19 protein-coding genes and 2 pseudogenes are annotated in these 20580 nt (G+C 50.3%); 18 read left to right on the forward strand and 3 right to left on the reverse strand.

What is annotated here, in order from left to right; all coding sequences use genetic code 11:
• The first annotated feature begins 153 nt into the window (after positions 1 to 153).
• The 3 genes from QZT18_RS13880 to QZT18_RS13890 are packed head-to-tail and all read left to right on the forward strand — an operon-like array spanning position 154 to position 3383.
• Complete coding sequence (locus QZT18_RS13880) at positions 154 to 966, forward strand: MoxR family ATPase (protein ID WP_294148592.1); 813 nt, start codon at positions 154 to 156, stop codon at positions 964 to 966.
• On the forward strand, positions 956 to 2155 hold the full coding sequence (locus QZT18_RS13885; protein WP_294148593.1) for a VWA domain-containing protein: 1200 nt from the start codon (positions 956 to 958) through the stop codon (positions 2153 to 2155). The genes QZT18_RS13880 and QZT18_RS13885 overlap by 11 nt, the downstream gene beginning before the upstream one ends.
• Before the next feature lie 31 nt (positions 2156 to 2186).
• Positions 2187 to 3383 carry a M20 family metallopeptidase gene (locus QZT18_RS13890; protein ID WP_294148594.1) on the forward strand — a complete coding sequence of 399 codons (1197 nt, stop codon included), beginning with the start codon at positions 2187 to 2189 and terminating at the stop codon, positions 3381 to 3383.
• A 338-nt stretch (positions 3384 to 3721) separates the two neighbouring features.
• On the opposite strand, the gene QZT18_RS13895 is transcribed toward QZT18_RS13890, so the two are convergent.
• Positions 3722 to 4390, reverse strand: coding sequence for a GntR family transcriptional regulator (locus QZT18_RS13895; protein WP_294148595.1), 669 nt, complete (start codon positions 4388 to 4390; stop codon positions 3722 to 3724).
• Positions 4391 to 4660: 270 nt separating this feature from the next.
• Between QZT18_RS13895 and QZT18_RS13900 the strand changes: the two genes are divergently transcribed.
• From QZT18_RS13900 to QZT18_RS13935, 8 genes are all read left to right on the forward strand, one after another.
• Entirely contained in the window at positions 4661 to 5512 is an 852-nt protein-coding gene (locus QZT18_RS13900; protein ID WP_366925886.1) for a transketolase, read from the forward strand.
• Positions 5509 to 6474 carry a transketolase family protein gene (locus QZT18_RS13905; RefSeq protein WP_294148596.1) on the forward strand — a complete coding sequence of 322 codons (966 nt, stop codon included), beginning with the start codon at positions 5509 to 5511 and terminating at the stop codon, positions 6472 to 6474. Before QZT18_RS13900 ends, QZT18_RS13905 begins: the two co-directional genes overlap by 4 nt.
• Before the next feature lie 97 nt (positions 6475 to 6571).
• The gene (locus QZT18_RS13910) at positions 6572 to 7630 is read left to right on the forward strand and encodes a zinc-binding dehydrogenase (protein WP_294148597.1); all 1059 of its coding nucleotides are present in this window, start codon (positions 6572 to 6574) and stop codon (positions 7628 to 7630) included.
• Between the two features lie 4 nt (positions 7631 to 7634).
• Positions 7635 to 7862: a hypothetical protein gene (locus QZT18_RS13915; protein ID WP_294148598.1), complete on the forward strand. Its 228-nt coding sequence runs from the start codon at positions 7635 to 7637 to the stop codon at positions 7860 to 7862.
• 23 nt (positions 7863 to 7885) lie between these two features.
• The gene (locus QZT18_RS13920; protein WP_294148599.1) at positions 7886 to 9478 is read left to right on the forward strand and encodes a sodium:solute symporter family protein; all 1593 of its coding nucleotides are present in this window, start codon (positions 7886 to 7888) and stop codon (positions 9476 to 9478) included.
• A 5-nt stretch (positions 9479 to 9483) separates the two neighbouring features.
• Positions 9484 to 10059 carry a hypothetical protein gene (locus QZT18_RS13925; protein WP_294148600.1) on the forward strand — a complete coding sequence of 192 codons (576 nt, stop codon included), beginning with the start codon at positions 9484 to 9486 and terminating at the stop codon, positions 10057 to 10059.
• The gene (locus QZT18_RS13930; protein WP_294148602.1) at positions 10022 to 11032 is read left to right on the forward strand and encodes an alcohol dehydrogenase catalytic domain-containing protein; all 1011 of its coding nucleotides are present in this window, start codon (positions 10022 to 10024) and stop codon (positions 11030 to 11032) included. Before QZT18_RS13925 ends, QZT18_RS13930 begins: the two co-directional genes overlap by 38 nt.
• Before the next feature lie 48 nt (positions 11033 to 11080).
• A complete protein-coding gene (locus tag QZT18_RS13935) occupies positions 11081 to 12193 on the forward strand; it encodes a 4-hydroxybutyrate dehydrogenase (RefSeq protein WP_294148603.1) in 1113 nt (370 codons plus the stop codon).
• A gap of 352 nt (positions 12194 to 12545) precedes the next feature.
• Here QZT18_RS13935 and QZT18_RS23560 read toward each other — a convergent pair.
• Positions 12546 to 12875, reverse strand: a pseudogene (locus QZT18_RS23560) (DUF6783 domain-containing protein).
• On the opposite strand from QZT18_RS23560, the pseudogene QZT18_RS23565 reads away from it, so the two are divergent.
• The 7 genes and pseudogenes from QZT18_RS23565 to QZT18_RS13965 form a co-directional block, all read left to right on the forward strand.
• A pseudogene (locus QZT18_RS23565) lies at positions 12762 to 13025 on the forward strand (DUF6783 domain-containing protein); the annotation flags it as partial. The pseudogenes QZT18_RS23560 and QZT18_RS23565 overlap by 114 nt on opposite strands.
• Before the next feature lie 132 nt (positions 13026 to 13157).
• Positions 13158 to 14582, forward strand: coding sequence for a sigma-54-dependent Fis family transcriptional regulator (locus tag QZT18_RS13940; protein WP_294148604.1), 1425 nt, complete (start codon positions 13158 to 13160; stop codon positions 14580 to 14582).
• A 3-nt stretch (positions 14583 to 14585) separates the two neighbouring features.
• Positions 14586 to 15707, forward strand: a complete 1122-nt coding sequence (locus QZT18_RS13945) for an aldo/keto reductase (RefSeq protein ID WP_294148605.1) — start codon at positions 14586 to 14588, stop codon at positions 15705 to 15707.
• Positions 15708 to 15750: 43 nt separating this feature from the next.
• Positions 15751 to 16887, forward strand: coding sequence for a lipopolysaccharide assembly protein LapB (locus QZT18_RS13950; protein WP_294148606.1), 1137 nt, complete (start codon positions 15751 to 15753; stop codon positions 16885 to 16887).
• Positions 16884 to 17414, forward strand: coding sequence for a metalloprotease family protein (locus tag QZT18_RS13955; RefSeq protein WP_294148607.1), 531 nt, complete (start codon positions 16884 to 16886; stop codon positions 17412 to 17414). The genes QZT18_RS13950 and QZT18_RS13955 overlap by 4 nt, the downstream gene beginning before the upstream one ends.
• A gap of 83 nt (positions 17415 to 17497) precedes the next feature.
• Positions 17498 to 18637 carry an aldo/keto reductase gene (locus tag QZT18_RS13960; RefSeq protein ID WP_294148608.1) on the forward strand — a complete coding sequence of 380 codons (1140 nt, stop codon included), beginning with the start codon at positions 17498 to 17500 and terminating at the stop codon, positions 18635 to 18637.
• 101 nt (positions 18638 to 18738) lie between these two features.
• Entirely contained in the window at positions 18739 to 18984 is a 246-nt protein-coding gene (locus QZT18_RS13965; RefSeq protein WP_294148609.1) for a hypothetical protein, read from the forward strand.
• A gap of 264 nt (positions 18985 to 19248) precedes the next feature.
• On the opposite strand, the gene QZT18_RS13970 is transcribed toward QZT18_RS13965, so the two are convergent.
• Complete coding sequence (locus QZT18_RS13970; RefSeq protein WP_294148610.1) at positions 19249 to 20544, reverse strand: acetyl-CoA hydrolase/transferase family protein; 1296 nt, start codon at positions 20542 to 20544, stop codon at positions 19249 to 19251.
• Positions 20545 to 20580 lie beyond the last annotated feature (36 nt).

The following is a 20580-nucleotide window of genomic DNA, read 5'->3' on the forward strand; positions in this document are numbered from 1 at the left end:
ATGCAGATTTCTGCGCCTGCCGCAGAAAGTCTGGCGCTGAATTCCGTCGGAGACTCATATTCACCTCGTGAATATGATATACTATGAGCACTAAATCCGGGTTCCTAAAGTATTGGGATCCAACGAAATAATATTATTAAAAAGGAGAAAATCATGTTGCAATTTCATGGAAGTGAAGAATATATCGCATCAGACGAGCTGATCCGCAGTGTCAATATCGCTGCCGCATTAAAGAAGCCCCTGCTTCTGAAGGGGGAGCCGGGAACCGGGAAGACAATGCTGGCCGAGGCAATCGCCAATTCTCTGGGGATGGAGCTTCTGATCTGGAATATTAAATCCACGACCAGGGCACAGGACGGCCTCTATGTTTATGATACGGTCCAGAGGCTGTATGACAGCCAGTTTGGGACGGAGGGTGTAAATGATATCGGTAAATACATCCGCCTGGGCAAACTTGGGGAGGCTTTTAAACGGGATAAACAGGTGGTTCTGCTGATCGATGAGATTGACAAGGCAGATCTGGAGTTCCCGAATGACCTTCTCTGGGAACTGGACAAGATGGAATTCTACATTCCCGAGACCGGGGAGACGGTGAAGGCGTCGGTGCGCCCGATTGTCATCATCACCTCGAATGCGGAGAAGGAGCTGCCGGACGCATTCCTGAGGCGCTGTATTTTCCACTATATTGCATTCCCGGATGCGCCGATGATGGAGCGGATTATAAAAGCCCATTATCCTGATCTGGAGCAGAAACTGATTGACGGAGTGCTGGATGCATTTTACAGGGTCAGGGATATCAGGGGACTTCAGAAGAAACCGAGCACGTCCGAGGTGCTCGACTGGATACAGGCGCTGTCCATCGGCGGCATTCCCGTAAAGAAACTGGAACGGGAGATACCTTTTGCCGGAGTGCTGTTAAAAAAGACAGAGGATTTAAAACAGGTGGAGAACAAGCATGTTTACTGATTTTCTTTATCTTTTGCGCCGTCAGGGAATGAAGACGGGGCTGAATGAGTGGAACAGCCTGATGGATGCTTTGTCCATGAATCTGAACGAGGCCAGCCTGACGGAGTTTTATTATATGGCCAGGGCGGTTCTCGTAAAGAAAGAATCGGATTACGACAAATTCGACCAGGCCTTCCTGGAATATTTTAAAAACGTCACTACGTACGAAAGCCTGCCCCAGGAGGTCCTCGACTGGCTCTCCAAAGCCAGGGAACAGACGCCTTATGATAAGGATGAGGTGGATGCCCGCTTTGACGGGCTTGGCCTGGACGAAATCCGAAAAATGATGGAGGAGCGCCTGAAGGAACAGCACGAACAGCACCACGGCGGCAATAAATGGATCGGGACGGGCGGAACGAGTGCATTCGGCCATTCCGGCTACAGTCCCAAGGGGATACGGGTAGGCGGCCCGGGGAAGAACAGAAGCGCCCTCCAGGTGGCGGAGGAGCGCAGTTACAGAGATTTCAGGGACGATTCCGTCCTTCAGGTACGGCAGTTCCAGATTGCCCTTAGAAAGCTGCGCCTTCTTTCCTGCCGTGAGGACGGTCCGAAGACGGAACTCAACGTGGAGAAGACGATAGAAAGAACGTGTGATCAGGGCGGAAGACTGGAGCTTGTCATGGAACGGCCGAGAAAAAACCAGACGAAACTGCTCCTTCTCATGGACAGCGGCGGCTCCATGTGGAGTTATGCAGAGCTCTGCAACAGGCTGTTTCAGGCGGTGGACCGGTCCGCTCATTTTAAAGATTTGAAGGTATACTATTTTCATAATTGTTTTTATGACTATTTGTTTACCACGCCGTCCTGCAACTGGAGAGAAAAAGTGCAGACGGAGTGGGTGATGAACAACCTGAAATCGGAATATAAGGTGATTCTGGTGGGGGACGGAGCAATGGCTCCGTCGGAACTGCTTTACCGGGGCGGGAGCCTCGATTATTTTCACCGCAACGACAAGACGGGGCTTTACTGGCTGGAGACATTAAAACGGAGATTTCCATCGTCTATCTGGCTGAACCCAATCAATGAAAAGGTTTGGGATTACACATACGGCTATCAGACCATCGGCCTGATACGGGAGCGGATAGCCATGTTTCCCCTGACGGTAAGCGGACTGGAGAATGGTATCAGGGCGCTTAAAAGGGGTGAATAAAATGCAGCAGGAGTCGGGAGGAGTAAAGGAAATGGAACCAATGGAGATACTGGCGGAGATATCGGATGAGCTGGAACAGCATACGATCGCCGTCAGAAGACAGATTCATCAGAACCCGGAACTGTCGTTCCAGGAATTTGAGACGGCGGAACTGGTCCGGAAGGAACTGGAACGGATCGGGATTCCCTATACTAACAGTCCTGTGAAACCGGGAATTGTGGCGGAGATTGACAGCGGCAGGCCTGGGCGCCTTTTAATGCTGCGCGCAGATATGGATGCGCTTCCCATTGAGGAAACGGCGGATGTGCCGTTCCGTTCCCGGAATAAGGGCGTCATGCATGCCTGCGGCCACGATGTCCATACGTCTAATCTGCTGGCGGTCGGGGAAATTTTAAACAGGATGAAAGAGTATTGGAACGGCCGGGTGAAGCTGGTGTTCCAGCCGGCGGAGGAGCATGGAGGCGGCGGAAGGCGGATGATAGAGGAAGGTCTTCTGGATGAACTGCCGGATGCCTGCATGGCTCTTCATGTAACAACGGATCAGCGCGGACAGTTTTATGTGGGAGTCGGTCCGTTGACCGCCTTTTCCGACCGCTGTGAGATTGTGGTGCATGGAAAGGCCGCTCACTCATCGGAACCCCAGGACGGCGTAGATGCCGTTTACATAGCGGCGTCCATTATTGTCGCGCTCAACACGCTGGTGCCGAAAAACTTAAGTCCCATGGAGCATTCCACCCTGAATATGGGAATGATTTCAGGCGGAACCGCTCTCAATGTGATCACGGATCGGGTGGAATTGCATGGAATGATGCGCAATGCCGAATCACATACACGGGGAATTATGATGGAAAAGATACGTTCCCTGTCCGAGGGGATTGCCCTCGCGATGGGAGGCAGTTGCGACGTGAGGTTTGATGAGGGTTCCGCCTCCGTAATCAATGATAAAGCATTGGCCGGTCAGGTGATTTCCATCATGGAAAAAAATGCGGATACTCTTTATAAAGGCTATCCAATCAGCGCCCCGTATCCGGAAATTGTAACGGGGGATCTTTTAAGGCTGGCATCGGAGGATTTTGGGTTTTATTCGCAGAAGGCCAAAACATGCTATATCATGATGGGAACAGGGGAAGGGGCCCCGGTCCACAATCCCGGATTTAAGGTGGATGAGGCATATATTAAGGTGGCAACGAGGACAATGGCGGCGGTTGCACTTGATTACCTGAAATAATCAGCCGGAGTATGGAACGGTACCTTCTTAATTATTACAGCACCTGCTTAATTATACTACTTTCATTGCAGCGCTCACAGCTTTGTAATTACCAAAACATGACGCTTTGTAATTACCAAAATATAATAAAATGCCGTTCTGTAAAACGATTATTGTTAATTGCTCAGGAAAACGCCTGCATTCTGAAACCTTCCGGTTTAACAGAATGCAGGCGTTTATGGATCGGCCCCATATTACAATTCAACAGTGTCCGGTCCGTACAATCCGGTCCGAATAATCCCGCTTCAGCAAGGCCGGTTTAACTGGATTCTTCCGGCTTTTTCCAGTCGGTATACACATTAAAGAAGATGTGTGTTTTTCAACAGAAACGGAAAATTATCCTTTAAATGATAGAACTCCGCCAGATGAGCCGCCGTCAGCCTGACGGCCAGTTCCTCGTCCCTGGCTTCGATGGCGTCGGCGATCATGCGGTGTGTAATCTTATTGGCAATCACGTCGGCGTAACGGTGGGACAGCATCACTTCCATCTGTCTCAGAAACTGTAACTGGTATTTTTCCAGGACAGGATTTTTGGCAATGATGCTGAGCTTTAGGTGGAACAAGTAGTCATTCTTGATATGTTCCATGCGATCTTCCCTGTCGGAGATGCCGTTCTCCCTGCATTTATCGGCCAGGAGGCTGAGCTGGCGGAAGTCTTCGTTGCTTCCGCGGAAAATAGCGAGACGGACGGCCATGCAGTCCACGGCGATTCTCATAATGCCGAGGTTTTGAATCATTTCATCATCAAAGGTCGCCACTTTTACAAAGCGGTTTGGATAAATGGTGACAAGACCTTCGCTCTCGAGCTGTTTTAAGGCGCTTCTGACAGGAGTCCGGCTGACGCCGAGGTCTTTTGCAATTTCTACTTCGGGAATCCGGTCTCCCGGCTTTAATTCCATATTTAATATCATATTCAGTATATGTTCATATACGGGCTCTGCCAGGCTGGCAGATGATTGTGTTTTCACAGAAAAATCCCCCTTTTAACATTAGTCGCAGCGCTTTCTCGGATGGCTGACTCTATTATATAGTAATTTTTCAATGATTTCAATAATAAAACTAAGATTTTATAAAGTTATATTTTTATAATAAAATATATGAAAACTTTATTACTGAAAACGAAGGTTATAATTTGTGTAAAACGCCAATTGAAAATTATTAAACTTTATAATATTATATTATACATAAACAAACTTTATAAAGTTATCAAGATATAATAAAATATAGGAGGAGACAAGTTGGAAAAGATTGACAAGAAAGAGCTGCGGCTCTTTTCCAAAAGAATTCAGATGTATACTATGAGAACAATCGGTTCACTTGGGGTAGGACATGTTGGAGGTTCTTTGTCGGTTGCGGATTTGCTGGCGGTGCTCTATGGAAAGGCAATGAAATATGACAGCGGCAGGCCGGACTGGGAGGGAAGGGACTGGCTGGTATGTTCAAAGGGCCATGCCGGACCGGCAGTTTATTCGGCTCTGGCTCTGAAAGGATTTTTTCCCGAGAGTGAGCTTCAGACACTGAACCGGCCGGGGACACGTCTTCCCAGCCACTGTGACAGGAACCTGACGACGGGAATCGATATGACAACGGGTTCCCTGGGGCAGGGAGCGTCCACGGCAGCAGGCGTCGCCTTTGGAATAAAGCTGGACGGAAAGAATAATTTTGTTTACCTGATCCTGGGAGACGGCGAGATTCAGGAGGGGCAGGTATGGGAGATGGCATTGTTTGCCTCCCAGAGAAAGCTTTCCAATCTGATCGCATTTGTAGATTATAATCGTATCCAGTTAGATGGATATACGGATGATATCTGTTCCCTGGGGGATGTGAGAGCCAAATTTGAAGCATTCGGCTGGTATGCCCAGGATGTGGACGGTCATGACGTGGAAGCAATCGATCGGGCGATCCGTAATGCGAAGGCCCAGAATGAAAAACCGTCCATGATAGTGCTGGAGACGGAAAAGGGCCACGGATGGAGCGAGATTGCCGGAAAGCTGAACGGACATTGCCCGACGGTATCGGAGGAACAGTTGAAGGCGGCTCTTGAAGAAATGCGGGAGGCGTACGGAAAAATCGAGGAGGAGACATTATGATCAGGCTGGCAGGCGGAATTCGTCCGGAAGAGACGGAGATGAGAAAGGCTTTTTGCGATACGCTGATGGAACTGGCGGAGGAAGACGGTAATGTGCTTCTGATGGATGGGGATCTGATGGGGGCAATGGGTACGAAGCCATTTGCCCGGAAATTCCCGTCTCAGACAATTGACTGCGGAATACAGGAAGCAAATGCGGTTGGGGTGGCGGCAGGCCTGTCGGCGGTTGGGAAAATCCCTTTTGTCCACTCTTTTGGCCCCTTCATCACAAGAAGGGCCTGCGATCAGGTCTTTATGTCGGGAGCCTATGCAAAGCTGAATGTGAAGCTGGTTGGTTCCGATCCTGGAATCACGGCGCAGATTAACGGCGGCACCCATATGCCGTTTGAGGACATGGGAATTATGCGGGGAATTCCGGAGATGACGATTTTGGAACCGACCGATATTACGATGCTTAAATCGGTTCTGCGGCAGATGAAGGAAAATTATGGGATGTATTACATGAGACTGGTTCGAAAATCCTGTATGAAAATTTATGAGGAGGGTTCCGAGTTCAAAATAGGAAAAGCCGTAGCACTGCGGGAGGGGAAGGACGCGGCGGTGATCGCCAGCGGCTACTGCACTGCCGAGGCACTTAAGGCAGCGCAGGTACTTTCGGAGGAAGGAATTGAGATACGGGTAATTGACATGTTCACCTGGAAACCGGTTGACGAGGAGGCGGTAATACGGGCCGCGAAGGACACGGGGGCGGTAGTGACGGCAGAGAACCACAATGTGATTAACGGGCTGGGGTCGGCCGTATCGGAAGTTCTCGTTAAAAAGTTCCCTGTGCCCGTGGAGATGATTGGCATACAGGATCAGTTCGGAGAAGTGGGAAACCTGGATTATCTGGCGGAGCGTTTTGAGTTGAAAGCGGATTCTATTGCAGCGGCGGTGAAAAGAGCAATCATGCGAAAAAAGTAACAACGAAAAGCATGCTTCGCGAACTTTTCATTGCCACTCAATAAAACCGGCCGCAGGAAAAGGCGGCGGATTAGAAAGGCAGCAAAGGAGGAGAAGAATGAAAGCGCTTATAAAGTATCAGCCGGGGGCGGGTAATGTGAGAGTCGGAGAGGTGGAAAAAACGGTTATCGGGCCGGAAGAAGTGCTTCTTAAGGTGATGGGAGCCGGAATATGCGGAACGGATCTGCATATTCTGAGAGACGACAGTTATCCCGTCAGGCCGCCGGTGACGCTGGGGCATGAGGTGTCGGGAACGATCGAGGAGATAGGGGAGAACGTCCGCGGCTGGAAACTAGGGGAGCGGGTGGTCAGTGAGACATATTACCACACCTGCGGCAAATGTTTTTTCTGCAAGACGGGAAATATCAACCTGTGTGAAGAGAAACTGTCAATCGGCAGCGGAGTGGATGGGGCCATGGCGGAATACGTAAAGGTGCCTTCTAAAAACCTGCACCGATTTCCGGAATCCCTCAGTTTTGAGGAGGCCTGTATGACGGAGCCGCTCGTCTGCTGCGTGCAGGCGGTATTCCAGCATTCCAGACTCTCACCGGAGGACTGTGTGGTGGTGACCGGTCCGGGAACCATCGGACTTTTGACACTTCAGGTGATAAAACTGTTCGGATGCCGAACCATTGTGCTGGGAACGAAAAAAGACGAAAAACGCCTGAGTATGGCCCTGGAACTGGGAGCCGATGAGATTATGTTTGTTGAGGAAGAGAATATCGCCGACAGAGTGAGAAAAAGCTGCAGGGGACTCGGGGCGGACGCCGTGTTTGAATGCTCCGGTTCCGTGGCGGCAATCCGGTTGTCTATGGATCTGATGCGAAAAGGAGCATGTTACACGCAGGTCGGAATACCGGGCCGCGAGGCCGCAATCGATATGGGAAAAGTCGTGCTCAGGGAGTACACAATCAGAGGCACCTATGCAACCAGGCCGGTCTGGTGGGATAAAACACTGGAACTTTTAAGGGACGGAAAGATCAGGCTGAAACCGCTTCTGAGTTCCGCCTGCTCCCTGGAAGAGTGGGAAAAGGGATTTAACAGCGCTGTTGAAGGAGAAGGATTTAAACACATTATCGTACCTGTCCGCGGGGAAGGTATCACAGAGGGAGAGTGAACAGATGAGTAAAATGTCAAAGATCATATTTGCAGTTTTTAATATCGTACTGCTGTCATCAAATTATATTTTTGTAGCATGGTTTCCGACCGGGCTGCTGTTTGGATGGATTCCGTTTCAGCTATTCTTTTTCTACGCCTCCATCGTAGTGGCGGCAGTGGTATGGGGCCTGTACTATAATTGCTTTTTTAACAGCCAGAAACACGTTGATGAGAAATACGGGGAGCAGTAAAGAATCTTTACAGGAGGGGTTAAATGCGTACAGAGGTTTGGATTATTATTGGAATTATTGCATATGCACTTTTTATGGTGAGCCACGGCTTTATGAATTTCCGGGCGACCTCAAAATCATCGGAGAGTTTTTTCAATGCGGACAGGGGAGTCAACTCTTTTGTTCTTGTATGTACCACGGCAATTTCCGTATACAGCGGGCTGTCCTACTACGGTTATCCGGCATCGACTTATGCAAACGGCATCGGGTATGTCACGGCGGCAGGCTGCGCGGTCAGCGGACTCCTGTTCTGCCTGATTGGATACCGCATCTGGATTTTGGGGCGCGAGTACGGTTTTCAGACGCCCTCCGACTATCTGCGTTCCCGTTATTATTCGGAAGGTTTCGGGCTGTTTGTATCGGTGCTTCTGGTGATCTTTATCGTTCCCTACGTGGCCGTTCAGCTCATGACAATCGGAAGCGGAATCGAAGTGACGACAAAGGGAATGTTCCCGTACCTGCCGGCGGTGCTTCTCGGAACCGTCTGCGTGTCCCTGCATGTAATCGGAGGCGGCATGAAGTCGGTTGCCTGGCTGGATACATTCCATGCGATTTTAGGCGTATGCGCCGTTTACATTGTGGTATTTTACCTTGTAAAACATTTCTTTCCGGTGGGAGGTCTTGAAGAGGCAGCCGCCATTGTGAAGAATAATCCGGAGACAGCGCCTATTCTCAGCACACCGGGGCCGAACGGCATATACACCTGGAAGGGGCTTTTAAACCAGGCCCTGACGGCGGCGGTAGCGACGATTGTCTGGCCGCATATCTTTATGAGATGCTATATTGCAAAAGGAACCAGGAATTTTAAGGTTATGTCCTGGGCTCTGCCGATTGCCTATGTGATTCCCGTTTTTGGCCTTGTAATTGTAGGTTCCCTGATCGGACCGGCCGTTCTCGGCGCAGGATTTAAGGACGTGGACAATCTTTTGCCGACACTGGTGACACAGTACTGCCCGCCGCTCATTTCCTTTATTTCGATCCTCTGCCTGTTCGCTTTTGCGGTGTCTACAGCCGATTCGCTGCTTCTTTCCGCGAGCGCGCTGGCATCCAGAGACATTTATGTGCGCCATTTTTATGAATTAAGAGGAAAACAGGCCGATTCCAGGCAGGTTGTATATTTCGGAAGAGTTATCCTGGTCGTGCTGATGATAGCGTGCATCATTGTAACGGCAACCAAATCCACATACATAACGGAGTATGCATATAAATTATCCTCCCCATTCTTTGCCATGATTCTCCCCTGCACCATCGGAGGGCTGTTCTGGAAAAAGGGGACAAAAGAGGGAGCCGTGGCGGGAACAGTCGCCGGAGTTGTCGTGACCTTCCTTATGACATTCGTGATTGCTCCGCCCCTCGGCTTTTCCGCCCTGCTCTGGGGACTTGCCGTAAATATTTTACTGTATGTCGGCGTGAGCATGGTGACGGTAGTGCCTGAGGAGATAGTTGAAAAATACATTGTCAGAGTCGATAAGATTATCAGCGGCAGCCCGGAAATATTTGAAGTGACGAACGCAGCCGTAAATGAAGCAAAACAAATGTGTGCCGCCGAAGGACTAAAGACGGCTGGGGAAGGATGATGGAAATGAAATGTTTATTTCAGGCATATGGCATCTCGGTAAGCTATCCTTCCGAATGGAGAATCTACATCCCCCAGAATCAGAGTTTCAGCCTGGACGACGGAATACTTAAGTTTGACGATATAGCCGGGGCGGACAGCAGGGCGTCGTTTACCCTCTCGTGGGAAAAATCGGCGCCGGTCACGGGATTTGCGGACGGTTATCTGATAAGCGCTGAAAAAAACTATGCGAAAAAAGTCAAGGGCCGCTGCCGGATCATGGAAAAAGAACGGACGGAGCTCAATGGACACGAGGCCGGTTTCATGAGAGCGCAGCTTTCATCCAGTACTCATGTTTTTAAGGCCATAGGAAAATCACTGGAACTTGAAGTGATGCAGGCGGCTTTTTACTGCCCCGACAGCGGCCGGATTGTGATGGGGACCATGATTGCAAAACAGGATTATTTTGAAAAAAACAGAGAGTGGTTAAGGGAAATGGTGATGGGAATTCAATGCCATTCCTCGGAAGAAATTGCAGTGAAATGTGGCGGAAGGAGTGAAGAACATGCGTACAGCGAAGTTGGTTGCGCCATACAGGATTGAGATAGAGGAGGTCCCGGAACCGCAGATAACCGGGCCGGATCAGGCGCTCGTCCAGGTCAGGGCGGTAGGAATATGCGGGACGGATCTTCACACATTCAAGGGGGAACGGACCGATGTGGATTTTCCGAGGGTGATGGGCCATGAGCTTTCGGGAGTCGTAGTGGATACGGGGGAGGCGGTTGTCCGGGTGAAAAAAGGAGATCATGTCGTCTTCGACCCGGTACACGCCTGCGGCGGCTGCCGGACATGCGCCGGTGGCCACGGGAATGTATGCCGTGACGTGAGATGTTTCGGTGTCCAGATGGACGGAGGTTTCCAGGATTATATCGTGGTTTCGGAAGATAAACTCTATGCCGTGCCGCACCAGATATCATTTGAATGCGGTGCCCTGGCGGAACCGTTCTCCATTGCCGCCAATATCATTGCGAGGGCAGATATCGGGGAGCATGACCGCGTTGTCATATTCGGAGCCGGAACAATCGGAATCGCCGTTTTGCAGGCGGTAAAGAAAATGGGGAATATGGTTCTGGTTTCAGACATAGCCGATGCCAAATTGGCGATGGCGGAGGAATTTGGGGCCGATTTGGCCGTAAACAGCAAAAAAGAGAAACTGGAAGATGCTGTTGAAGCGTTCAGCCCGGGAGGTGCGGACATCCTGATCGATGCGGTAGGAACGGCCTCTATCCTTGCGGAGTGTATTGCGCTGGCGGCCCCGTGTGCGAGGATTGTGGAGATTGGTTTTGACGAAACAGAGGCGTCTGTCCGGCCGATAGACATTACAAAAAAAGAATTGACCATCTCCGGTTCCAGAATGAACTGCCGCCGTTTCGAAACTGTGACGCAGTGGCTTAAGGAAGGAATCATCACCGATAAAATGATCTCCAGGGTTTATCCTCTGGAGGAAATAGAGCAGGCATTTAAGGACACCCTGGCTCAGGGAGGAAACTGGCTGAAAACCATGATCCGGCTTTGACGCTGCATTGCGGCCGGTGGGAACCGCCGGAGGAAAGAGAGGAAATGTATGAAACAGTTAATGATAAAACCGGTGATCTGGAAATATGAAAAAGCCGCGGAATTTGCCGTGGAGTTTGCTCTGGGGAAGGGCGATCTGGTCATCACGAACCAGTATATCTACGAACCGTATTTTGGAGGCCTGGATCTCGGCTGCGACGTCCTTTTCCAGGAAAAATACGGGGTGGGGGAACCGTCGGATGATATGGCGGACGCGATGTTCCGCGATATAAAAGGAAATTACAGGAGAATTATTGCCATCGGCGGAGGCACCGTAATCGATATCTCCAAACTGTTTGCCCTGAAAAATGTGTCCCCGGTCGAAGATTTATATGATGGAAAACTTGACATTGTAAAAGACAAAGAGTTAATCCTGGTACCGACAACCTGCGGGACCGGCAGCGAGGTGACGAACATTGCAATCCTGGCTCTGAATAAAAAGGGCACGAAAAAGGGTCTGGCCCTGGATGAAATGTACGCGGACAGCGCGGTGCTGATTCCGGAGCTTTTAGGCGGACTTCCCTTCCGGTTCTTTGCCACCAGCTCCATTGACGCGCTGATCCATGCCGTCGAGTCCAGCCTGTCTCCGAAAGGCAATGAGATGACTCGCCTGTTCGGTTACCGGGCCATTGAAATGATTCTGGAAGGATACAAAAAAATTGCCGGGGATGGAGAGGAGGCCAGAATCCCCCTGCTGGGAGACTTCCTCACCGCCAGTACTTTTGCCGGGATTGCATTCGGAAATGCGGGATGCGCCGCCGTACACGCCCTCAGTTACCCGCTTGGGGCAAAATATCATGTGGCGCATGGGGAATCCAACTATGCCATGTTTACCGGTGTTATGAAGAACTACATGGAAATCCGGTGCGACGGGGAGATAGACCGGTTAAACCGTTATATGGCCGGGATCCTGGGGTGCAAAACGGCCGAGGTGTACGGTAAACTGGAGGAACTCCTGAACCATATGATTGAGAAGAAAGCGCTTCATGAGTATGGAGTGACGGAACGCGATCTGGAAGAATTTACGGACTCCGTCCTGGAAAATCAGGGGCGTCTCCTGGCAAATAATTTTGTCCCGCTAGATAAGAAACGCATTTATAAAATATACAAAGAACTCTATTAGAAGATTATAAAAACGGAAAGCATGCCCTGTAAACGTCCGGCTGCCTCATTGCAGCGAGCGTGAGAAATCCGCTCCACGTGACGGACTGTGCCCTCGCGGGAGCGGGGGTGGGCGGTACTTGCAGTTTCCCGGCCGGAAAATCCCAAATGCATCCTCCCCGCTCTCAGGCTGTTTGTCCAGATTTTCCAGCGTTCACCACTAAAATTCAAACTGTGCCTTATCTAATGTGACAAGGTGCAGTTCATTTATTTATGGTCATAATTTGTCATCTGTTCTGCCCTAAATTATCAAGGCACAGGTAGTGGCGGCGACAGGAGGGGCCTTTGGGGCGGCCCCCTGAGAAAAAGGGCAATCAAGCGGCGGCAGGCGGGATGGATGGCCGACACATAGCGCGTCTTTGGAGCCGGTCATAGTCTGACCGGTGGGGGAGGAGGAAGAAAAACTTACCGGAGGGAGTGTTGAAGTCCATCAGCACTTGGACGGCGTACTGTGGCGTCCTAGAGCGTGTTTGAAAATTCATTCCCGCCATCTGCACGCCCCACTTCGCGGCATATTTGGGCCCAATTCAGTCAGCGTAGCCCACTACGCCTTCTTCATTGGACCCAAATCTCCCACAAAGTGTGACGCACAGCTGACGGAAAGCAATTTCCAAACACGCTCTAGTGTCTGCTATGCACTTCATCAAGCGCAAGCGGCTCCCGCAGGAAAGTTCTTTCTTCCGGATTCCCCACCCCGCCGATACCCTCCGCCCGGCCCCGAAGACTCACCACCCTCCTTTTCCATCCATCCCCATCCCATTAGCGCCCTCTTTCTCCCCAACTATTTTGATTGAGAATCCCCCCGTCTTCCTGTATAATAAAAGTAAATACCGCAATGAAAAAATGTGCGCAGGCCGTTTCCTTAAAGCATATATTATGGGGGAATTTGACCTGCCGAATCCTCAGAGCAGAGAAGAGGTGACCCTTTGAAGAACAAAAAAACGTCGGAAATGTTCTCAAACCTCCAGGAGGCCAATGAATGGCTGGATGCCATTATTGAACATTCTTTTGACGGAATATACATAACGGACGGCAATGCCAATACCATCAAGGCCAACAGAGCCTATGAGACGATTACGGGCCTTAAGAAATCCGAGGTGATCGGCTGCAACATGGAGGAGCTGGTGCAGAAAGGAATTGTATCGGCCAGCGGCTCCCTGATCGCGATCAGGGAAAAGCGTCCCGTCACAATACGCCAGGAATTTAAAACGGGCAAAAAGGCGCTGATTACAAGTTCTCCGATTTACAATGAAAAAGATGAAATTGTCATGGTAGTCACCAATGTCCGGGATCTGACCGAGCTGTACAGTCTGCGGGAAGAGGTGGAGAAGACAAAGCAGGAAGGACTGCGCCTGAAAAGGGAGCTGAGCCACGTCTATGAGCGGTTCAGCGTGGGCGATCAGATTGTTGCGGTGGACCGGAATTCTCTTCAGGCTTTTGTCCTGGCCGACAAGGTGGCCCCCTTAGACACGACGGTGATGCTTCTTGGGGAAACGGGAGTCGGGAAGGAAGTATTTGCAAAATATATCTATTCTGGCAGCGGGAGGAAGGAACAGAGCTTTATCAAGGTCAACTGCGGGGCAATCCCGGAAAATCTGATTGAGAGCGAACTGTTCGGATATGAAAAAGGCGCTTTTACCGGGGCGGAGCGGAATGGAAAGATAGGCCTTTTTGAGGCAGCCAATCATGGAACCATTTTCCTTGACGAGATAGGGGAGCTTCCGATGAAGATGCAGGTAAAACTGCTGCGTGTCCTGCAGGAGAAGGAGACAACCCGGATTGGAAGTTCGAAGCCGGTGAAGGTAAATGTCCGGGTGATTGCGGCGACGAACCGGAACCTGGAGGAGATGGTGGAAAAAAAGATGTTCCGGGAGGATCTTTATTACCGGCTGATGGTCTTTCCGATTACGATACCTCCGCTGCGTGAGCGCCGCGAGGATATTGACCCCTTATCCACCCGCTTTCTGGAGGAGCTGAACGGAAAATATGGATTTCACAGGAGATTCACCCGGGAGGCCTGCCGGCTCATGATCGACTATCACTGGCCCGGCAATATCAGGGAGCTCAGGAATATTGTTGAGCGGGCGGTAATTATAAGCGCCGGGGATGAGATTACACCGGAGTGCCTGCCTATTTTCCCTCATGGGCATCCGGTGCGGGAGGATGCAAGACAGAAGCCGGTTATGATTGGGCCGGTGGAAGATCTGAAAACGGCGATGGAAGAGCTGGAGCTTGAATACATAAGTCGTGCATATGAGAAATACGGCAATGTCAGGGACGCCGCCCGAAGTCTGGGAATGACGGCCTCTACGTTTGTCCGAAAAAGAAAGAGATATATGACAGGAGGATGAGAAATGGAACAATATCTGGGAAAAGAGATTCCAAAACTGGGGTTTGGCCTTATGAGGCTCCCGAAAAATGGTGAAGCAATTGACGTGGAACAGACGAAAGAGATGGTCGATCTGTTTTTGGAGGCCGGATTTAATTATTTTGATACGTCCTGGGGCTATATCGGCTCCGAGGATGCGGCCAGAGAGGCTCTGGTCAAACGCCATCCGCGCGACAGCTATCTGCTGGCGACGAAATGTCCCGCATGGGCTGCAAAATCAGAGGAGAAGGCAAAAAAGATGTTTTCCATGTCGCTTGAACGGACCGGAGCCGGATATTTTGATTTTTATCTGCTCCATAATCTGGGAGAGAGCCGGAGTCATTTTTTTGATGACTATGGAATCTGGGATTTCCTGGCGGAAAAGAAGGCGGAGGGCCTGATCCGGCATCTCGGTTTTTCGTTCCACGACAAGGCGGAGGAACTGGATAAGATTCTGACTGCGCATCCCGAGATGGAATTTGTGCAGCTTCAGATTAATTATGCGGATTGGGAAGATCCGTATGTGGAGTCTGGTAAATGCTATGAGGTAGCCAGAAAGCACGGAAAACCCGTTATTATCATGGAACCGGTAAAAGGCGGAACGCTGGCAGCCCTCCCGGAGGAGGCCGAGGCCATTTTAAAGGAGGCGGATCCCGAGGCGTCACCTTCCTCCTGGGCCATCCGCTATGCCGCCTCTCTTGACGGCGTGATTACCGTCCTCTCAGGAATGTCGGACACGGCGCAGATGAAGGACAATATTTCATTTATGAAAGATTTCAAACCGCTTACGGATAAAGACTATGAAACCATCGCCAGGGTGAAAAAAGTTCTCGATTCCTGTCATACGGTTCCCTGTACGGCCTGCGGTTACTGTATGGAGGGATGTCCGAAATCCATAGCCATCTACGGCACATTCCAGGCGGTAAATATTTATAACAGGTATCAGGATTTGAATGGAGCCAGGGGCAAATATAACTGGAACACCAATGGCCACGGATGGGCAAAGGCGTCCGAATGTATCGGCTGCGGAGCCTGCGAGGAAGTATGTCCTCAGCATATTTCCATCCGGGATGAACTGTCAAAAGCGGCTGAGATCCTGGAGGAGTAGGGAATCAGGAATACGAAAGAACAGATTACGGGGAGATAAGAGTATGGAAGAGACTGAAAACAGAGAAATCGATACGGGTCCGGTGACGGAGGAGGACCTTTACACGGTGAGGCCGGAATTTGTCATTCCGAAGGAGGAACTCTGCCGCAAGTGCGGACAGCGGAGAATTGACAGGAGTAAAAGCCGTAACTCAATCCTCTGCCGTCAGTGCAGGGAAGAACAGATCCGGTATCCGTTTCCAAAGCTGATGATACCGATCGTGCTTGTGGCTCTTGCCGTGATTGCACTGGCTATGGCCCGGACGCCCAAAGTTATAAAATACTACAAGATTTACAGCCAGGCGGAACGCCAGGCCTCGGAGGGGGAAATTTATCCGGTTCTTCAGAATCTTATGGAGGTGATGGAGGCCTACCCAGGTTCGGTTCCGGTTGCCGAAGAGATGATTAATCTGGCTATGGAGTACGGCTACTACGATGCGGCGGCCTATTTTCTTAATGAATATCTGGTGGGGAAAGAGGTCAGCGACAATACGTATTCGAAAATCATGGGATATACGTACAAGCTGGAGCGTTTTTATAATACTTCGGATCAAATGGAGGTAATCGCAGCGGAAGTTCTCTCTGAAAATCCGGACGCCCCTCCTTATGACATGCTTAAGGAACGTTTAGTTGAACTTTTAGAGGACGACAGCTATGATAAGATGCTGCTCTATTACTATCTGGCCAGTTTCACGGAGGATCAGAAGGAGGCCAGGAGCTACCTGGAAGAGAGTGTCAAGGCAGACGGCCGTTTTAATGAGCCTCTCGTCCTCCTGGGAACCAATATGAGAAGGAGCGGTGATTTCGACGGAGCAAAGGAATGCTATGAGAAAGTGTATTCCAGGGATCACCACGATGCCGGTGCACTTCGTGCCCTGGGTATTCTCTGCCTGCTGGAGGGAGAGAAGGAGAGAGGGCTTGAACTGGTGAATCAGGCCTATGTGGAGAATCCGGAACTGGCGTATGTGAAAGAAACACTGATCATCGCCTGCCTGGAAAATGGAGATAATTCCAAAGCGGAAGAGTATCAAGCGCAATTTGAGAATGAGGGGACGGAGTTTGATGAGGAATTCGGCGGCTATCTGAGCGGCAGAGTCAGTCTCCATGATTACTATGTGGACGCAGGGGAGGGAGAGCTATGATCATTATTCCAGGATTTTTGATTTCAATGCTGACATTTCCGGGCGTGATGGTCCATGAATTTGCGCATCAGCTATTTTGCCGCCTGTTCGGAGTACCCGTCTATGATGTCGTCTATTTCCAGATGAAAAACCCGAGCGGCTATGTGGCCCACGAACCCGCGGAGAATCCGCTGGCATCGTTTATGATTTCAGTGGGACCGTTCATCGTCAATACGATTGTGGGAATGCTGGTAGTCTTTCCGGCGGCGATTGAACTGTTCCAGTTTAAGGTATATCATAATCCGCTGGCGCTGTTTCTCGGCTGGCTGGGAATTTCCATTCTGATGCACTCCTTCCCAAGCACGGGAGATGCCAAGGTGATGGTGCAGAACATTTTGAAGAATCCGGATGTAAATCCGGCGGTCAAAATCATAACTGCGCCCGCGATTGGTCTGATTTATCTGGGCGCGATAGGCTCCATGATGTGGCTGGATTTGATTTATGCTGTTTTTATGGCCATGGTCTTACCGAATCTGATAGTCTGGTAAATGAAAAAAAGCTTGACTTTGAGTTAACTCCAAGGTGTATGCTTTTAAAGACAAAGGAAACGGACGACCAAAGGAGGTTTAAGATGGTATATAAAGAATTTCAGGGTTTGAAATTATCGGCTCTTGGATTTGGGGCGATGCGTCTGCCTGTGGCCGGGGATATGCCGGATTCACCGATTGATGAAGTGCGGACGGCGGAGATGGTGGACTATGCTATCCGGCATGGCGTGAATTATTTTGATACCGCGTATGGCTACCATGACGGAAAGTCTGAGATTGTCATGGGAAAGGTGCTGAGCGCATATCCCAGGGATAGTTTCTATCTGGCCACAAAATTTCCCGGATATGATTTATCGAATATGGGAAAAGTTGAGGAGATATTTGAGGAGCAGCTTAAAAAATGCGGTGTGGATTATTTTGATTTTTATCTGTTCCACAATGTGTATGAGAAAAATATCGACCCGTACCTGGATCCCCAATACGGCATTATGGATTATCTGATGAAACAGAAGGAAAACGGACGTATCCGGCATCTTGGTTTTTCCGCGCATGGCCGTTATGATACAATGAAACGTTTTCTGGACGCCTATGGGGACAGGATGGAGTTCTGTCAGATCCAGCTTAATTATCTGGACTGGAAACTGCAGGATGCCGGGGCCAAGGCAGAGCTTCTGAATCAACATAATATTCCCATCTGGGTGATGGAACCTCTGCGCGGCGGAAAACTGGCAGAGCTTTCTGAGGAGAATGAGGCAAAGCTGAAGGCTCTCCGGCCCGAAGAAGAGATACCTGCCTGGGCATTCCGGTTCCTTCAGACGGTATCGGGAGTAACGGTGACGCTTTCCGGTATGTCTACGATGGAGCAGCTTGAAAAAAATATTGAGACATATATCCAGGATAAACCGCTGAGCGAAGGGGAGATGGAGGCACTCCTTGAAATTGCCGGCAGTATGCTGGATATTCTTCCGTGTACCGCCTGCCGCTACTGTGTAACACACTGCCCGAAGGGTCTGGATATTCCGGTACTGTTATCCCTGTATAACGAAGCACGCTATGTAAACGGGCTGATCACCCACATGGCCGTGGATGCCCTGCAGGAAGACAAACGGCCCGATGCATGTATCGGCTGCCGGAGCTGTGAGGCCGTCTGTCCGCAGCAGCTTCAAATAGCAGGAGCAATGAAAGATTTTGTAGTGAAATTAAACCAGCCTGCCGGATTGTAACTGTCAGGCGCGCGAGTCCGGTGATGAAAAGAAATTGCAGGCAGAACAGCTTTTACAGCGGCTCACAGAAATGAGCGGACGGCAGATGGAGGAGACGGCAGATGATAGAAAAGTTTAAGAAAATGTTATTTTCAGAGAATGGAATGAGAATTGTAAACGTGCTGTTTTTCCTGTCACTGTGCTTAAGAAGCAGGATTGTTGTCATATGCACGTTCAGCATCTGGACGGCCTTTTTGCTGTATTCGAGAAAGAGGACGGAGTCGGGAATGATGAAGATATTTTATTTATTATTAATCATCCTGGCACTTGTCGTTGTAGCGGCAAATCTTTATTCTTTCATTCATTGAGTCCCTGAGCCGGTATATAATATCGGGAAGAGCGGGATGGAAAATTCAACAAAAAAGCAGGGGATGTGAGAACCCTGCTTTTTTTGTATCATAGGAAATTGCGTCCCATGATACAAAAACGCTCCGCGAGGATCGCACTGCGGCGGAGGGGAATTATGTCGCCAGAGCGACCCGCCGCAGGCGAGAGTTCCGCAAGCGGAACTCTTTGTCTTTGAGTGGCAATGAAAAATTCGCGAATGTAGAGTACCAGTTGAAACGCAATTGCTAATCACAGTGAAAACGTTCTTCATACACCTTTCTTAAACCCTCCCTGAAATCAGGGTGAGCCACGTCAATCAGGGCTAAAGCCCTCTGCCTCAGGGTTTTTCCCTTCAGCTTTGCAACCCCGTATTCCGTCACTACATAGTCGATATCATTTCTGGAAGTAGTGACGGCGGCGCCTTCATCGAGCAGGGGAACAATCTTGGAGATTTTTCCTTTTGCCGCGGTGGAGGGGAAGGCAAGGATAGAACGGCCGTTTGCCGCCATGGCCGCGCCGCGAACAAAGTCGACCTGTCCGCCGACACCGCTGATCTGGGTGAGTCCAACGGACTCGGATGCGGCCTGGCCCATGAGATCAACCTGGACGCAGGAGTTGATGGAAACGATATTATCTTCCTTCATGACTTCTACCGGATTATTGACGTAGTCGACCGGCAGCATGATGACATCGGGATTTTTGTCTACAAAGTCGTAGAGTTTTTTGGTACCCATCAGGAAGCTGGCCACATATTTGCCGGGATTCGTCTTTTTCAGGCGGTTTGTGATGACTCCCGCTTCGGCCAGTTCCACAACCCCGTCTGAAAACATTTCCGAGTGGATGCCCAAATCTTTTTTATCCCCCAGAAAACGGAGTACGGCGTCGGGAATGGCTCCGATTCCAAGCTGCAAGGTGTCTCCATCCTGGATAAGACCTGCACAGTTGGCGCCAATGGCAAGTTCCACATCTCCGATGACAGGGGGAGCCAGTGTGAGGAGAGGAGCGTCATGCTCGACAATGGCGGTAACTTCCGACAGATTGATTGTTCCGCCAAAGGTTGCAGGCATCTGTGGGTTTACCTGGACAATCAGGGTTTTTGCCGATTTTGCGGCCTGAAGCGTGTAATCTACGGAGACTCCCAGGCTCAAATTGCCGTTCTCATCGGGAGGAGCGGCCTGAATCAGGGCGGCATCCACCGGGAGGCTGCCGTTTCTGAACAGACGCGGTATTTCAGAGAAAAAACAGGGAGTGAAATCGCCCCGTCCTTCCGCCACTGCTTTTCTTGTGGAACCTCCGACAAACAGGGAATTGTGACGGAAATGTTTTTCCATCCCCGGCGCGCAGTATCCGGCTCTGCCCATGGCTACCATGTGGACAATCTCCACATTTTCATACTGCCCGGCTTTTTTTACTAAAACATCTAAAAGATAGGACGGTTCTCCGCAGGCGTGTCCGACTACGACGCGATCTCCGGAGCAAATCAGGTTAAGCGCCTGATCCGCGTCCATTTTTTTACTCTGGTAAAGCTCTTCAAAAGACATAATCGGTAGTTCCTCCTGTCTGATATTGTGCCGGAC

Source organism: uncultured Clostridium sp. (assembly GCF_900547735.1).
In the GTDB taxonomy this organism is placed as follows: domain Bacteria; phylum Bacillota; class Clostridia; order Lachnospirales; family Lachnospiraceae; genus Otoolea.

Excerpts from the sequence above, each read along its gene's own strand:
- QZT18_RS13880 (WP_294148592.1), top strand. The coding sequence starts at position 154 with ATGTTGCAATTTCATGGAAGTGAAGAATATATCGCATCAGACGAGCTG.
- QZT18_RS13885 (WP_294148593.1), top strand. The coding sequence starts at position 956 with ATGTTTACTGATTTTCTTTATCTTTTGCGCCGTCAGGGAATGAAGACG.
- QZT18_RS13890 (WP_294148594.1), top strand. The coding sequence starts at position 2,187 with ATGGAACCAATGGAGATACTGGCGGAGATATCGGATGAGCTGGAACAG.
- QZT18_RS13905 (WP_294148596.1), top strand. The coding sequence starts at position 5,509 with ATGATCAGGCTGGCAGGCGGAATTCGTCCGGAAGAGACGGAGATGAGA.
- QZT18_RS13910 (WP_294148597.1), top strand. The coding sequence starts at position 6,572 with ATGAAAGCGCTTATAAAGTATCAGCCGGGGGCGGGTAATGTGAGAGTC.
- QZT18_RS13915 (WP_294148598.1), top strand. The coding sequence starts at position 7,635 with ATGAGTAAAATGTCAAAGATCATATTTGCAGTTTTTAATATCGTACTG.
- QZT18_RS13920 (WP_294148599.1), top strand. The coding sequence starts at position 7,886 with ATGCGTACAGAGGTTTGGATTATTATTGGAATTATTGCATATGCACTT.
- QZT18_RS13925 (WP_294148600.1), top strand. The coding sequence starts at position 9,484 with ATGAAATGTTTATTTCAGGCATATGGCATCTCGGTAAGCTATCCTTCC.
- QZT18_RS13930 (WP_294148602.1), top strand. The coding sequence starts at position 10,022 with ATGCGTACAGCGAAGTTGGTTGCGCCATACAGGATTGAGATAGAGGAG.
- QZT18_RS13935 (WP_294148603.1), top strand. The coding sequence starts at position 11,081 with ATGAAACAGTTAATGATAAAACCGGTGATCTGGAAATATGAAAAAGCC.
- QZT18_RS13945 (WP_294148605.1), top strand. The coding sequence starts at position 14,586 with ATGGAACAATATCTGGGAAAAGAGATTCCAAAACTGGGGTTTGGCCTT.
- QZT18_RS13950 (WP_294148606.1), top strand. The coding sequence starts at position 15,751 with ATGGAAGAGACTGAAAACAGAGAAATCGATACGGGTCCGGTGACGGAG.
- QZT18_RS13955 (WP_294148607.1), top strand. The coding sequence starts at position 16,884 with ATGATCATTATTCCAGGATTTTTGATTTCAATGCTGACATTTCCGGGC.
- QZT18_RS13960 (WP_294148608.1), top strand. The coding sequence starts at position 17,498 with ATGGTATATAAAGAATTTCAGGGTTTGAAATTATCGGCTCTTGGATTT.
- QZT18_RS13965 (WP_294148609.1), top strand. The coding sequence starts at position 18,739 with ATGATAGAAAAGTTTAAGAAAATGTTATTTTCAGAGAATGGAATGAGA.
- QZT18_RS13970 (WP_294148610.1), bottom strand. The coding sequence starts at position 20,544 with ATGTCTTTTGAAGAGCTTTACCAGAGTAAAAAAATGGACGCGGATCAG.